The 13,780-nt window shown below is 63.9% G+C and carries 16 protein-coding genes and 2 pseudogenes; 5 read left to right on the top strand and 13 right to left on the bottom strand.

Annotation, left to right across the window (positions count from 1 at the left end):
- The first annotated feature begins 22 nt into the window (after nucleotides 1-22).
- Both MSP7336_RS14545 and MSP7336_RS14540 read left to right on the top strand, forming a co-directional pair.
- Entirely contained in the window at nucleotides 23-1,201 is a 1,179-nt protein-coding gene (locus tag MSP7336_RS14545) for a cytochrome P450 (protein ID WP_069397091.1), read from the top strand.
- Nucleotides 1,198-1,398, top strand: coding sequence for a ferredoxin (locus MSP7336_RS14540; protein ID WP_069397092.1), 201 nt, complete (start codon nucleotides 1,198-1,200; stop codon nucleotides 1,396-1,398). The genes MSP7336_RS14545 and MSP7336_RS14540 overlap by 4 nt, the downstream gene beginning before the upstream one ends.
- Here MSP7336_RS14540 and MSP7336_RS14535 read toward each other — a convergent pair.
- Genes MSP7336_RS14535 through MSP7336_RS14525 form a run of 3 tightly spaced genes read right to left on the bottom strand, consistent with a single transcriptional unit; the run spans nucleotide 1,395 to nucleotide 3,011 of the window.
- Complete coding sequence (locus tag MSP7336_RS14535; protein WP_069397093.1) at nucleotides 1,395-1,889, bottom strand: SRPBCC family protein; 495 nt, start codon at nucleotides 1,887-1,889, stop codon at nucleotides 1,395-1,397. The genes MSP7336_RS14540 and MSP7336_RS14535 overlap by 4 nt on opposite strands.
- On the bottom strand, nucleotides 1,889-2,521 hold the full coding sequence (locus MSP7336_RS14530; protein ID WP_069397094.1) for a nitroreductase family protein: 633 nt from the start codon (nucleotides 2,519-2,521) through the stop codon (nucleotides 1,889-1,891). Before MSP7336_RS14530 ends, MSP7336_RS14535 begins: the two co-directional genes overlap by 1 nt.
- A gap of 7 nt (nucleotides 2,522-2,528) precedes the next feature.
- Entirely contained in the window at nucleotides 2,529-3,011 is a 483-nt protein-coding gene (locus MSP7336_RS14525; RefSeq protein WP_069397095.1) for a carboxymuconolactone decarboxylase family protein, read from the bottom strand.
- A gap of 317 nt (nucleotides 3,012-3,328) precedes the next feature.
- Here MSP7336_RS14525 and MSP7336_RS14520 point away from each other — a divergent pair, with 317 nt between their 5' ends.
- A complete protein-coding gene (locus tag MSP7336_RS14520) occupies nucleotides 3,329-3,760 on the top strand; it encodes a PPOX class F420-dependent oxidoreductase (RefSeq protein ID WP_113964925.1) in 432 nt (143 codons plus the stop codon).
- Between the two features lie 185 nt (nucleotides 3,761-3,945).
- On the opposite strand, the pseudogene MSP7336_RS24275 reads toward MSP7336_RS14520, so the two are convergent.
- From MSP7336_RS24275 to MSP7336_RS14470, 10 genes and pseudogenes are all read right to left on the bottom strand, one after another.
- A pseudogene (locus MSP7336_RS24275) lies at nucleotides 3,946-4,233 on the bottom strand (HNH endonuclease signature motif containing protein); the annotation flags it as partial.
- Nucleotides 4,234-4,527: 294 nt separating this feature from the next.
- The gene (locus MSP7336_RS14510; RefSeq protein WP_113963002.1) at nucleotides 4,528-5,331 is read right to left on the bottom strand and encodes an ATP-binding protein; all 804 of its coding nucleotides are present in this window, start codon (nucleotides 5,329-5,331) and stop codon (nucleotides 4,528-4,530) included.
- A complete protein-coding gene (gene istA / locus MSP7336_RS14505; protein ID WP_113963393.1) occupies nucleotides 5,328-6,881 on the bottom strand; it encodes an IS21 family transposase in 1,554 nt (517 codons plus the stop codon). Before istA ends, MSP7336_RS14510 begins: the two co-directional genes overlap by 4 nt.
- A 115-nt stretch (nucleotides 6,882-6,996) precedes the next feature.
- Complete coding sequence (locus MSP7336_RS24585; protein WP_342353155.1) at nucleotides 6,997-7,188, bottom strand: GIY-YIG nuclease family protein; 192 nt, start codon at nucleotides 7,186-7,188, stop codon at nucleotides 6,997-6,999.
- A 78-nt stretch (nucleotides 7,189-7,266) separates the two neighbouring features.
- Complete coding sequence (locus MSP7336_RS14495; RefSeq protein WP_181786708.1) at nucleotides 7,267-7,788, bottom strand: FRG domain-containing protein; 522 nt, start codon at nucleotides 7,786-7,788, stop codon at nucleotides 7,267-7,269.
- Entirely contained in the window at nucleotides 7,785-8,093 is a 309-nt protein-coding gene (locus MSP7336_RS14490; protein ID WP_113963749.1) for a hypothetical protein, read from the bottom strand. Before MSP7336_RS14490 ends, MSP7336_RS14495 begins: the two co-directional genes overlap by 4 nt.
- A gap of 128 nt (nucleotides 8,094-8,221) precedes the next feature.
- Nucleotides 8,222-8,416 (bottom strand): hypothetical protein, encoded by a 195-nt coding sequence (locus MSP7336_RS14485; RefSeq protein WP_113963750.1) that lies wholly within the window; start codon nucleotides 8,414-8,416, stop codon nucleotides 8,222-8,224.
- 412 nt (nucleotides 8,417-8,828) lie between these two features.
- A pseudogene (locus tag MSP7336_RS14480) lies at nucleotides 8,829-9,616 on the bottom strand (DUF222 domain-containing protein); the annotation flags it as partial.
- A 38-nt stretch (nucleotides 9,617-9,654) separates the two neighbouring features.
- A complete protein-coding gene (locus tag MSP7336_RS14475; RefSeq protein WP_069394620.1) occupies nucleotides 9,655-11,100 on the bottom strand; it encodes a flavin-containing monooxygenase in 1,446 nt (481 codons plus the stop codon).
- Entirely contained in the window at nucleotides 11,091-11,588 is a 498-nt protein-coding gene (locus MSP7336_RS14470) for a VOC family protein (RefSeq protein WP_232320932.1), read from the bottom strand. Before MSP7336_RS14470 ends, MSP7336_RS14475 begins: the two co-directional genes overlap by 10 nt.
- A 34-nt stretch (nucleotides 11,589-11,622) precedes the next feature.
- Here MSP7336_RS14470 and MSP7336_RS14465 point away from each other — a divergent pair, with 34 nt between their 5' ends.
- Together MSP7336_RS14465 and MSP7336_RS14460 are read left to right on the top strand one after the other, a co-directional pair.
- On the top strand, nucleotides 11,623-12,321 hold the full coding sequence (locus MSP7336_RS14465; RefSeq protein ID WP_069394678.1) for a hypothetical protein: 699 nt from the start codon (nucleotides 11,623-11,625) through the stop codon (nucleotides 12,319-12,321).
- 6 nt (nucleotides 12,322-12,327) lie between these two features.
- Nucleotides 12,328-13,779 (top strand): class I adenylate-forming enzyme family protein, encoded by a 1,452-nt coding sequence (locus tag MSP7336_RS14460; protein WP_113963992.1) that lies wholly within the window; start codon nucleotides 12,328-12,330, stop codon nucleotides 13,777-13,779.
- The last annotated feature ends 1 nt before the right edge of the window (nucleotide 13,780 follow it).

The raw sequence follows: 13,780 nt of genomic DNA, 5'->3' as shown, positions 1-13,780 counted from the left end.
TCGAAGTGTCACGCTATCACCCATGACAGAAGCCCAAGACTACGTCGACCAGGCCATGGCGGGTATGGCCGAACCGCAGCCCATGTACAAGGCGTTACGCGAGTCCGCGCCGGTGTTCCGGTCACCGCAGGCCGTGGTGCTGAGCCGCCTCGCCGACATCGAGATGGCACTCAAGCGCACCGACCTGTTCTCTTCGAACATGGACGCGGTCGATCTGGGTAACATCCGCCCACTCATCCCGCTGCAAATCGACCCGCCCGAACATGCGAAGTACCGCCGCATTCTCGATCCGCTGTTCACTCCGCGGGAAATGGCTCGACGAGAACCGGCCGTCACGGCGTTGGTCAACGAGATGATCGATCGCTTCGCCGACAAGGGCGAATGCGACTTCCACACCGAGTTCGCGGTTCCCCTGCCCTGCACGGTCTTCCTGCAACTGCTGGGCCTGCCCCTCGAAGACCTGGACAAGTTCCTGATGTGGAAGGACGGCGTCATCCGCCCGGAGGGAGTGCACGGTTATGAGGAGCACGGGGAAGCCGCGGCGCCGATGGCCCACCAGATCTACGACTACTTCGAGCACGCCATCGACGAGCACATCGCCAGCCCGCGTGATGACGTCTTGTCGGCGTTGTTGACGGCCAAGATTGACGACAAGCCGCTGTCGCGTGAGGAAGTGCTCGACATCTGCTTCCTGTTCCTCATCGCCGGGTTGGACACCGTCACCGACTCGCTTGATTGCTTCTTCGTCTACCTGGCCCGCCATCCTGAGCAACGCCGGCGGCTGGTTGAGGAGCCGGACATCCTGCCCAGCGCCATCGAAGAGCTGTTGCGCTGGGAGACACCAGTTCCCGGAATCGCCCGCGTCGCAGTCCAAGATGTCGAAGTCTCCGGTTGCCCGATCAGCAAGGGAGAACGAGTCAGCCCGCTGCTCGGCGCGGCCAACACCGATCCGGCCGAGTTTCCCGATCCCGAGCTCGTCGACTTCACCCGCAACCCCAACCGGCACCGCGCGTTCGGCGGCGGCCCGCACCGCTGCCTCGGCTCGCACTTGGCCCGGCTGGAATTGCGGGTCGCACTGCGCGAATTCCATTCACGCATACCGGATTACGAAATCCCGGAGGGCACCGAACTCGCCTACACGCGCGGATTGCGCTCGGTGGAGTCGCTGCCGCTGACCTTTCCGGTGGTAGCCGCATCGTGACCACGAGAGTTGTGGTCGACGCGGACCGGTGCGTCGGACACGGGCGCTGCTACACGTTGGCGCCCGACGTCTTCGACGCTGACGAGGTGGGGCACTGCGTTGTGCTCGTCGAAGAACCGGCCGGCGCGCTGCTCGAGCAGGCCTCCGAGGCCGAGCAAAACTGCCCCGAGCAGGCGATCAGCCTGGTCGATCGCTAGCTCAACCGCGTGACCCGGCCGGCATACCCGAGGGCGTGCTGATACGTCTCGAGGTTGTCCCGGGATATCGCGGCGTGCACGGGACGCTCCAAAAAGAAGCGCAGCACCGGGTTGTAGGCGTGATAGTCCTCGTGGAAGGTGAGCACCGTGGTGCCGTCAGGCTGTTCCTCGAGTTCGTGATAGCCCTCCGCGCGCGACCACAGCGGCTTTCCGACCGCCACGTAGCGCGACAGTTTGTTGAGCTTTGCCTCGGTCACCGTCTCGAACGATCGTCCCTTGCCCCCGGACAGCAAGTACTTCGGCACAGCGAAAACGCATGTGCGGACCAAGCCTTCACCGGCCTCGTCGCCTTCGTTCAAAATCTCCATGCTGCCGGTCGGCCACTTGAGGACTCTCGGTTTGGGAGAGTTCGGCGGCACCGGCGGATGCAACACCCGCCACACGCGGTGCGGCGGCGCATCGACGTGGAATCGCACAGTGTAGGACTGCATCAGTGTTCTCCCCAGCTATTCCAGAAGGTGATCGTCTCCGCGGGAGGACGCGAAGCGGGCCGGAAATCGGTACCGATCGTGTATGCAACGGGGAACAACGCGGCCTGAGTCACGTCAGGCGGGATGCCAAGCAGCTCGGCCACCTGCTGTTCCTTCGCCAAATGCATTGTGGTCCACACCGATCCCAGACCGCGGGATCGCAGGGCAAGCAAGAAGCTCCAGCCGGCGGGAATGATCGAAGCCCAGGCCGACGCGGCGTCCAGCAAGTCGTTGCCGTTGATGCGGCGCTGCAGACACGGAATCACGTGGACAGGAACCTCGCCCAGTGTCTCGGTGAGGGCGAGCGCGCTGCGGTACACGCGCCGCGTCTGCGCGTCGGATGCGTTGGCAGCGGCGGCGGCGGCGAGGTATTCGGCGCCGATGCTGCGGTAGATTTCGGCGATCCCGGCACGCTTGTCGGCATCGGTGATCACCAGCCAGCGCCAGTCCTGGGCGTTACTGGCCGTTGGCGCCTGCATTGCGAGCCGCACGCACTCCAGGATCACTTCACGCTCCACTGGTCGGGTCAGATCAAGGCGCTTTCGCACCGCCCTTGTGGTGGTGAGCAATTCGTCGACCGACCCGATGTCCATTCGTCGCCTACACGTCGATCGCGCAGGACTGGTCGACACCGAGCACGGTAAGCGAACGCCCCAGGCCGAGGAAAACCGCGACGCACAAGGTGAGATCCAGAATTTCGGCATCGGTGAACGCCTCGCGCAACCGCCCGAAGAATGCGTCGTCGAGCGACGCGTGGTCGGTGGCGAACCGTTCGGCGTATTCGATCGAAAGCCGCTGCCGTGCGGTGTAATTGGGGTAAGTGGCGTAGTCCGCGACGTTTTCGTAGAGCTCCGGCGCGATACCGGCCTCTAACACAGACGGCGCGCGGAAATCCGAGCACGCCACGCAGTCGTTGAGCTGTGCGATGCGCATCCTGGCCAGCTCGCGCTCCTCGGCGGGAAGGATGCTCTGCCGATATGCACCGCGGATCATCCGCTCAACCATGTCGCCGAGCTCAGGCCGCAGCGTCCAAATCATGGCCGCCTCACCGCCCGGGCCGTCGGGGACATCAAGTCTCGCCATGCGCGTCAGCAAATCAGATTGTCGCCGCCGCTGTCCAGGTACCAACGGGTCCCAGTTACGGGTCGTTGTCGTCTTCGTTGTGGTCTTCGTGTTTGCGGAGGAGTTTTTGGGGGTGGTGGTAGGTGTTGGTGCGGGGTTGGCCGTGAACCGCTGAAATACGTTCCAAAACGGTCACACATGCGTTGTCCTCCCTGCTTCGGAAGTTCCTCGCCGGTCGCCAGCAGCGCGGCGGTCGGGCTGTCGGATTACGCACGGCTTCTTCGTCGTATGGATAGACAGCCGAGATGCCCGGAAACACGACGAATCAGGAGAACGCAATGAACATCACGAAACTCAACGACAGCGCACGCCAACTCATCGGTTCCGACCCGGCCACGCTCGTCACGATCAACCGCGACGGCAGCCCGCAAGTCAGCCTGGTCTGGGTGACGGTGCAGAGTACAGCCGATGGCGGTGATGAGCTAGTCACCGCTCATCTGCAGGAGCATCAGAAGATCCGCAACATCCGGCGTGATCCCCGCGTGGCGGTGACCATCGCGTCCACCGACCGCAGCGGGCCACAGACACCCTATCTGTCGATCAGGGGCACGGCCCGCGTCGAGGAGGGCGGTGCTCCCGAACTACTCGACGAGATCGCCACGACTAACTTCGGCCCCGGCACGGGGTTCCCGCCGCCTGACGCACCCCCCGGATACCTGACTCACATCACGATCGAGAAAGTCGGCGGCGTGGGCCCTTGGGCGGCCTGACGTCAAGTTCACATAGGTTCGCCACCCGGCCCCCACTTCGCTGAGAACGCCTCATTGCGCGGCGTCGCCGCCTAGCCTCGACGTTTGTGGAGATCGCGATACTTGCTGCTCGTCCCATGGCGATTTTCCCCTAGGACCGCGCTATTCGTGCAACCTTTCAGATTCCGGAAATGGGAGCGTGTGAGCTACGCCTCCTCGTCGTCTCCATCGCATAGCAGTTTTTCGGGGTGGTGGTAGGTGTTGATGCGGGGTTGGCCGTGGTCGAGATGTGGGGGTGGGATCCATTCGGTGTCGCCGTGGGTGTTTTTGCGGGTGGTCCAGCCTTGTTCGGTGAGCCGGTGATCGGGGCCGCAGGCCAGGGTCAGGTTGTTGACGTCGGTGCTGCGGCATGTGGCATAGGGGGTGCAGTGGTGGGCTTCGGTGAGATAGCCGGGTACCGGGCAGCCGGGGCGGGTGCAGCCGCGGTCTTTGGATGAATGCTCCAGTTGTGCACCCTAGATGGACGCCAATCAGGTTCGAACCCCAGTGGTTAATCGATCTGCGTCCCGCCGACACCGGGGTTTGGCAGGACGGGTAGTGCGCGTGCGCACTCTGCCGCCGCACGTCGGTAGTCCCTCAAGGTCCGATGAAACGGGTGTCGCTTGTTTTGGTCCAAGTTCAGCTGTCGCCTGCCAGGGTGATGGGACCACTGGTTTGCCATGAGGATGGGACCAGTTCGTCTTCCGGTCACGGGCCGTGTTGATGGTGACTGACGGAGCCGTTGCCGGTCAATCCGACGCAGTCGGAGGGACCGGCTTTGGCTTTTGGCGTTGCCGGTAGGACTGGCCTTCGACGACGAGTTCGTAGGCCGCTGATTGCAGCCGGTCCATCGCTGATTGGGCCAGTAGCGGGTCGGCCATCATGGTCAGGATCTCGGGTGGTTCCCGGTTGCTGGTGATGATCGTGGAGGCCTTGCGGTGGCGCTCGACGATCAGCTCGTAGAAGTCCGTCGTTTCGGTGGCCTCCAGCCGGTGCAGCGCCAGATCATCGACGATGAGCAGTTCGACGCGATGCAGCTTGCGCATCTCGTCTTCGTAGCTGCCGTCCAGGCGTGCCCCGCGCAGGCGTTTGAACAATTTGTCGGCCCGCTCGGTGTGCACGCTGCGCCCGCGGCGGACGGCGATATGTCCTAATGCGTTGGCCAGGAACGTCTTTCCCACTCCGACCGGCCCCATGATGAGCACGTTGTAGGCATCGGCCAAAAACCGCAGCGAGGTCAGCTCGGCCCACAGCTGCTGATCGAAGGCCACCGCGGCGGAGTCGTCCCAGGCCTGCAACTGCATCGCCGGATCGAGGTGGGCGGCCTTGGCGCGTCGGGCTGCGGATTCGCGGTCGCGGCGGGTGACCTCGTCGGCGAACAGCAGCTCCAGAAAATCGTGATGCGGCAGCCGGTTGGTGCGGGCCAACGCCAACCGTTCGGGCAGGGTGTCGAGCAGCTGACCCAGCTTGAGGCGACGCATCAACGCTTTGAGGTCGGCGGAGACCTCGATCGGTTTGACCGCCGGCGCGGCGTCGGGGCGGGTGGGGCTCACGAGGGCCTCCGCACCGCGAAATCCGAACTGTGGCGCACGAACCGCGACGCCTGTGCCGGCGGTTTGGGTATCAGCGGGAGTTGTTCCCCGCCATTGCGGGTCAGGATCCGTTCGATGAGCCCGACGTCGATGACCTCGGCGTCCAGAGCGCGCCGGCAGGCATCGTCGACCGCGGCGCCGCCGTGGCGGCGCACCAACCCCAGCAACCGGTAGACCTGGCGCATCTTGGTCCACGGCAACGGATGCTCGAGCACCGCGGACGCATACGTGCCCACATAAGCGCCGTGCGCGGCGGCCTTGCGCTGCAGCGTGGTGATGTCACGCATGGCATAGACCGACACCTCCGAGGGCAGATCAGCCGGATCGGTGTGACGGCGGCCGGGCGCCACCCGCGGGTGGACCTTGATCAGCTCACCACGCCAGTACAGCTTCACCGAGTGCGCATCGGCGCGGGCAGCGATGCGCTTGCCGATCAACTCACCGGGCACGCTGTAGAGCGCCTTGGCGACCTGCACATGCCGATCCGGGGCCACCTTCGGGTGCGTCCAGACCGGAACGTCGAACACGGTGTCGGGCACCGGCTTCAGCGCCGGGAGTTCGTCAGCGGTGAACACCTCGGCCGGACGAAGCCGGGTGGTGCCATGGATGCGCATCCCCGCGGTATCGCGACACCACTGCTCGGCGCGGCTACGACAGTCATCGAGATCCCGGAAGTCTTCTCCGGCATAGAAATTCGACCGCACATAGGACACCATGCGCTCCACCCGCGGCTTATCTTTCGGGCTGCGGACCCGCGCCGGATCGATCGCGAACCCACGCGACTGGGCGTACTCACGGAAGGAATCATTGAGCCGGGGCTCGGTGGCATCAGCGGCGATGACGATGGCCTTCATGTTGTCCGGTATCACCACCGAAAACACCCCACCGAAGAACTTCCACGCCGCCTCAAACCCGGCGACCACATCGGCTAGGGTCTGGCGGTAGGTGGGCCAGACGAACATGTGCCGTGAGTACACCGCGGTAAAGATCAACCCGTGCACCACCCGACGGCGACCATCGCTAGCGTCGGTGAGCATGCCGAGCCGCCCGAAGTCAACCTGCACCTCCGCGCCGGGTTCACAATCGGCCACCGGCACCGTGGCCTGGCGCCGACCGAAGTCCAATTCAGTTGTGGCATAACGATTCAGAGTCCGATACGACACCACCACACCCCGACGTCCCAACAAGGTGTGGACCTTGGTCAACGTCAGCCCGTCTTTGAGCCAGGCCTTGATCCGTTCATGCTCGGCGGCGATAGCTTCCCATGCCAGGCTCTTGCCGGCCGGCCGATGCGGGCGAACCTCGGCGATCACCGCCGCGATCAACTCATCAGACAGCTGACACTCACCGCCGTCACGGTCGAGCCCACACGCCCGCGCCCGATCGACATACCGGCGCACCGTCTTACGGTCGGTTCCCGATAGCCGGGCCACCTCCCGCAATCCCCGCCCCTGCAACCACAGCCGCAGCATCTCCACAACCTCGATCACCGACACCTCCCGGTAGCTCATTTGGCCAATACAGCGGCTCAACAACCGGAAGACCCGAAGCCACGCCGGGGTGGTCCCATAACTGGCAAAACGCCAGCCAGGTGGTCCCATCAATGGCAAACAGGTGGTCCCATGCTCATGGCAAAACCAGCACTGAAGTGGTCCCATTCACCTGGCAGCCGACATTCAGCGGGAGATCCAACGTTTCCAGGAGATGAGTCTCTAAAAGCCAAGGATCGGGAATGGGCAGCCAAGATACGTAGGCGTTTTCGTCCATCCAGCGCGACAGGTCGCGTTCGCTTGCTATGCGGTGATGGTTTTCGGCCATCGGCGCGGCCATCGACCTGGGGGCTTCCCCGGTCCCAGGGTCGAGTTGACAGGTGGTGACGTGCGCAGGTCGGGTGTGCTAGGTCGTCTCGTCGGACTCGTCCGCAAGTAGGGTGTGGAACCAGTTCAGATGCGTACAAAGACCGACGAGGTCCGGGAAGAGCGTCACCTCGTTGATCGCTAACCGGTCCAGATCGGATCGTATCCACGGGAAGCGATCCGGGGGAATATGTATCCGCTTGATCCTGTCCTTGTAGAGCGGAAGTTGATCGAGTGCGGTGAACTCGTTAGCGGCTTCGCTCCAAGCAGTGACGGAGTGCCAACCAGACTGCGCCACTATTCGTGCGGTCATGTGGCTTGGCTGAAAAAAGCGTGTTCGAGTGACTTGATACGGAGAACCTTTTCGCTCGTGGTCGGCTGCAAAGTCATCGCTCTTGGGCTCAAACATGAACACCGCTCCCGGTTCATCCTCGGCCGGTGCACGAACGGCGAACCAGAGCGCAACCAACGGATTCGTTGACCAATCGAGCAGCCTGGTGAGTAGGCCATGATGCCGGGCCACTGCCAGTACGTCCCATTCGTCTTTCAGCTCTCGGGTCACATGAGGCAAGTATTGCCGATGAAACCCCCCATCAGCGCCTGCTCGACCGACTCCGGAGTATCTGCTGGATTACGTATCTTTATCCGCGCCAACGACGGTTTAAGATCCCAGCTGGTCTGCCTTTGGCCCCGAAAAAGGACGTTATCTTCCTCCGAGAATTTGAACGTCTCCTCGATGAAATCGGTGACGTCGGTAACCTCGGTGACGTCGTCCTTCTTCTTTTTAGCCATGCCACAGTGATACCGCTTCGAGAGGGCTTTCTGGGCGGTTTCTTCAAAAGCGCGGGCAACGGCTGATTGCTGCATCTATTGCGGCGGTGGTGGTGCGCCGATGCTTTGCAGACGGCCATGGCGGTGGGCGGCTCTGACCTGCTCGGGACTGAGGTCGCGCAATTGCTCCCGGCTGATCTGGCCTACGCGATAGGCCGTAGCGGCTAGCGCCGGCTGCGGTTGCGGTGCTTCGGCCCGCCACGCCAATGCTTATCTGCGATCGCTCGCGCCTCGTCTTCGGTGGTGGCCTCAGACAGCATCGAAGCCGGAACGCCAGTGTCGAGGCTCACGCGCAGCTGCGCCACCTCGGCTTGGAGCCTGTCGCGTTCCGCGATCAGGTCGGAGTGGTCATCAATCACTATTATCTGCCCGAATACGGCTCACCCGTGACATCGGCTGGATCAAGCAGCGGCGGCGCGGCGGTGTCGGCTTCCATTGCATGCGTGAGCTTTTGATGGCTCGCAAGCAGAATGTCACGCTGTCACTCCTTGACATCCTGTCTGCCTGCGAATCAGCTAGCCCTGGCAACTTCGCCGCGAGCGCATCCGGCAACCAGTCGGTCGGCATGCTCCGGCTCGCCAGGTAGTCGCCCAGCTCCTCGGCCAGGACAGGCACCTGGGTATCGTCCGCCGTCGAAATCAAATCCCTAACTGCTTGGATTGTCTTGGGTGTGTCTTTGATGCTATCGAGTGCCCGCTCTTTGCGATGCCAATATGATTGCGCTGCAAGCTTAGCCGCGACATCGTCAACGACACGGGCGTCATGAATCGGGCGCTGGGCCGTGCTGCGGGTGTCGGCCGCCACGGCTGTTTGCGGTGGGGCCGCGTCCACGCACGGGGTCTGGTCGTCGGGGTTGCACATGCCCGGGGCGGCCAGCTTGGCGAACACCGCCTCCACGGTGGCGCGCGCCTGCGGGGTCAGATACCCGCTGATCTTCGACATCCCCTCGCCGTCTTGGCGGCCCAGCACCAGGCCGCGCCGCCGCGCCCGATCGGTGTCGGTGAAATCCCCGTCCGGGTTCAAACAATCGGTGAGCCGATCGGCCAACATGGCCAGCTCATCGGGGCGAAACTCCTCGCCGTGCGCGGCCAGCTGGGCCTCGGCGTGCCCGGCGGTATCAATGTCGACCGCCTCGGGCACCGGTGATAAAACCGGCGGATCACCGCCACATGCCCGCCCCCGATCGCACCGGCGCGCTGCGCAGCCGCACTCGCCGCCAACACCGGCTCCAGCGGTTCACCGGTCATGGCGCGCCGCGGCCCCAGGTCGGCGGCCTCCCCGATGCGCCGGTTGGCCTCCGCGCGGGTGATGCGCAACCGCTCGGCCAACACCGCACCCAACCGCCCACCCAACTCGGCCTCATCGGCGTGCTCGCCGAGCTGGTTGATCAACGGATGCTCCACCGCCGGCAACTGACGGCGCAGCTTCTCGCAGCGCGCCAGCATCGCCAACGACTCCGGGACGGTCAACACCTCGAACGTCAGGTCCAGGGCGCGTTTGAGGGCGGCATCCAGCGCGTCGAAGACCCCCACGATCTCCTCACGACTACTCGAACACATGTTCGAATCATAAACAACCGGTCCGACAACACCGCCAACTAATGCCGCAGCAGGTAATCGTCGAGCGCCAACTCACGGGTGCGCTCGGCGAAGGTGTTGCCGCTGAACGGCAACTGGGTGACGATTTTGCCGCTGGGATGGCGGTAGTAGTTATTGCAGTTCGCCAGCCATACCGTGCCGGTCATCGCCTCCTGGATCTCGGCGTTGTACCGGTTCTGCGCCTCGGCTGTCACCTCTATCGTCCGCGCCTTGCGCTCAGCCATGAAGTCCAATAACCGGCGGACGAAGGCCGTCTGCACCTCGTGGATGAACAGTATCGAGTTGACGCCGTTGGTGTTTGGCCCGTACAGGATGAAGAGGTTCGGGTATCCGGCTACCAGCGTTCCGAGATAGGCCTCGGCGCCGTCGCGCCATTCGTCATGCAGGCGACGGCCGGCTGATCCGTACACATCGAGACTGGCCAGGTAATCGGCGGCCTTGAAACCGGTGCCATAGATCACCGTGTCGACCTCATGCTCGACACCGTCGGCAGTGCGCAATCCGCGCTCGGTGAACTCGACGATGGGCGACGTTTCCAGATGCACATGGGGCAGCGCGAAGGTGGGAAACCAGTCGCGCGACATCAGTGGGCGCTTGCAGCCGACCGGGTAATCCGGCAGCAGCTTGGCGCGCAACTCGGGATCGGCCACCTTGCGCATCAGATAGCTGCGAGCAAGCTCGGTCGCCTCGCGGGTCTGTGCCGCATCGACCGCGAAACTCGACGACTCGTAGGCGTCGAAGGCCTCGTCGCGCAACTTCTTTGCCGCACTCGGGTCACGCTCGAACAGCTCGTGTTGTTCTGCGGTGAAAGAGAAATCGAATCGCGGCGATATCCAGATCGGGGTTCGCTGAAAGACGATGAGCCGGGCCGTCTCGGCGGCGATCGCCGGAACGTACTGGACGGCGCTGGCGCCGGTGCCGATCGAGGCGACCCGCTCGCCGGCCGTGGACTTGCTGTGATCCCATCGCGAGGAGTGAAACCGGCGGCCGCGAAACAGCTCCGCCCTCGGAATCGCGGGAACATTTGGCACATCGAGCATCCCGACCGCGCTCACCACGGCATCGAATTCGTACTCCGCTCCGCTATCGGTGATCAGCGTCCAGCGTCGGGCGGTGTCTGACCACCGCAGTGTGTCGACGCGGGTGTTGGCGCACAGATGCCGGTCCAGCTGATAGTCGAGCGCAACTTTTTCGAGGTATTCGAGGATCTCGGGCTGGTTGGCATATGTCTTGCTCCACCGCGGATTAAGGGCGAAGGAAAACGAGTAGAGGTGTGATGGCACGTCACAGGCAGCGCCGGGAAACGTATTGTGCCGCCAAGTTCCACCGAATCCGTCGGCGCGGTCGAAGATGGTGAAGTCATAGCCCCCGTCGGCGAGCTGAATCCCCATCGCGATGCCGCCCGCGCCGGCACCGATGATCGCAACAGCCGGTTTCAGCCCCACTGCGCGAAATACGGACGCTCTGGCCGACTCTTCTCGACCAAGATGAACACCACCCCCCACGGGTCAACGAACCATGTCGTTCGCACCCGCGCCACCTCAGCGATGCCGTCGGCTAGAAAGCGCACACCCCGGCTTTCCAGCTCGGCCCGGGTGGCGTCGATGTCGTCACAGATGAGTCCGACATGCGACAGCCCGTGGTCGGTCAAGTTGGTGCGCTGCTGGCTCCCGTCCACAGCCAGGTATTCGATCACCTCGAGCACCCGGTCTCCGTCGCCGTCGAATCCGACGATTGCGGCCTTCATTCGTGGATCAGACACCAACTCGCCCATGTCTTTTCGGATTCCGTCATCGTCCATCACATAGGGAGGGGACAACACGCGCAGGCCCAGTACATCGCGGTAGAAGGCGACCGCTGCCTCGCAATCCGGAACGCACACGCCGGTGTGAGCCACGCCGGTTATCACGTCGAAGAATCCTGCCACAGTCATGGACACAGTGCGGCGTCAGGATTACGGTCTGCCCATGCTGTTCATGCATGAGGTGCACAAGGTGCGCGGGCGCTGCGAGAACAAGTTCGAGGCCGCATTTCGCGACGGCTGGATGCCGATGCTCGGCGCCGGCGATGAGGCGCGGCTGCTCTGGTACACCAACCACGCCCACGGCAGCGGTCCGTCCTACACGGTCGTCACCGTCACGGCGGTCCGTGACGGACCGGCATGGGAACGCCTGGCTCTGCGGGTGCAAAAGGGCGATCTGCGACAGTGGATGCGCGACCTGGACCGGCTCCGCTACGACGTCGAGGCCAAACTGCTTGTGCCACTTGCGTGGTCACCGCTTCAGGACATTCCGCTCGACCAGGTGCCCATCGATGGGCGAGAGCACGAGCTGACGCTCTATATGGAAGACACCATGTGGCCGTATGCGGATAAGTTCGCCGAATACATCGACCGCTGCGGTGAGGTGTACGCCAAGAGTTTGGACCGACCGGCAGCCATGCTGACCATTCAGGGTGCCTTTCAACCCGCGTTGGGCAGTCAGCTGCGCCGTGAAGTCACCTTGATGCAGCGCATCAATCAACCAGAGGCACTGCTGAATCTGCTTCGTACCGAGACCGCTCCCGAGCACCGCGCGCCGGGCAGCTGGATGCATGACGCCCTTGATCTTCGCGATCAGTGGACGAGTCGGCTGCTGCGCACCTCCGCCTGGTCGCCGCTGTACTGACACCACATGAATATCGGCACGATTCACGAGGCCGCCGCAGCCGGCGATCCCGCCCGCGCCGCGCTGATCATCGACGGGCGCGCCATCAGCTACGGCGAACTTGCCACGGCAGTCGAACGCTGCGCCGCCGGTCTGGCCGCAAACGGGATGGCCGGGCGGCGGATAGCGGTCGTTGACGGCGGAAGCCAGCTGTCGATCGCAACGATGCTCGCGGCGGCCCGGATCGGTGCGGCCGCGGCGCTGATGAATCCCGCGCTCACGCCCTCAGAGCTACGAGTGCTGTCGACCGACACCAACTGCGCCGAGGCGGGAGTTGCCGGTCAAAGGTATGCCCAGCGGCTCAGTGACGCGAGTGCGGCCAAGGTGTTCTCGACTGTCGACCAATTGGGTGACGGTGGGGGTAGCGCGCCGCCGGCCGAGGACGTCGGCGATCGCGAAGCCTTGGTTCTGTTCACCAGCGGCACGACCGGATTGCCCAAAGCGGTCGGCATCAGCCACCGGCAACTGAGTGCACGAATCCGCGGGTTCGCGACGCCCTTCCGGGCGGACTCGCCACCCGCCGTGGCGATGATGTGCGTGCCGTTCTTCCATGTCGGTGGCGCCATCGGCATGCTCGGCAGCCTGTATTCGGGCAACACGCAGGTGGTTCAGGATCGGTTCGACGCCGGAGAGTGGTTGCGCCTGGTGCAAGAACACCGGGTCACATCGACCTTTCTGGTGCCCACGATGCTTCAGCGGATCCTCGACCATCCCGAGTTCGCCCGCACCGACCTGTCGTCGCTGACCGCCATCGCGTACGGGGCGGCCGCGGCACCAATCGACCTGGTACAGCGGGCCATGACGGCGCTGCCAAAGGTGGCTTTCGCCAACGTCTTTGGGCAGACAGAAACCCTGGGCGCGTACACGACGCTGCTGCCCGACGATCATCACGACCCACGCCGAGCGGGATCCGTCGGCCGACCACTTCCCGGAGTCGAGGTCCGGGTGGTCGACCCCGACACCGAAGCCGATGTCGAGACGGGAGCGGTCGGCGAGCTGTGGGTGAGCACCACCCAGAACGTCGGCGAAGGTTGGCTGCGCACAGGTGATCTCGCCCGCCAAGATTCCGACGGCTACATCTATCCGAGCGGCCGGCTTAAAGACACCATCAACCGCGGTGGTGAGAAGTTCGGTCCGGTCGAGGTCGAGGAAGCGCTGCGCAGCCACCCGGCGGTCAGCGATGTGGCCGTCGCCGGAATCGACGACGTCGAGATGGGCCAGCGAGTCGGCGCCGCAGTGGTGGCTCGCTTTCCGGTGACACTCGAGGAGTTGCGATCGCACTGCCGGGAACTGCTCGCGTACTTCAAGCTTCCCGAACGGCTGAAAATCGTGGACCACATCCCCTACACCGAGACCGGCAAGGTCAACCGGCGCACACTGGCCGCGCTGATCACCGCGAGAGACGCGAGAGAGGAATGAG

It is taken from the genome of Mycobacterium shimoidei (assembly GCF_900417275.1).
In the GTDB taxonomy this organism is placed as follows: Bacteria; Actinomycetota; Actinomycetes; order Mycobacteriales; family Mycobacteriaceae; genus Mycobacterium; species Mycobacterium shimoidei.
This window is presented reverse-complemented; position numbering and strand designations above follow the sequence as displayed.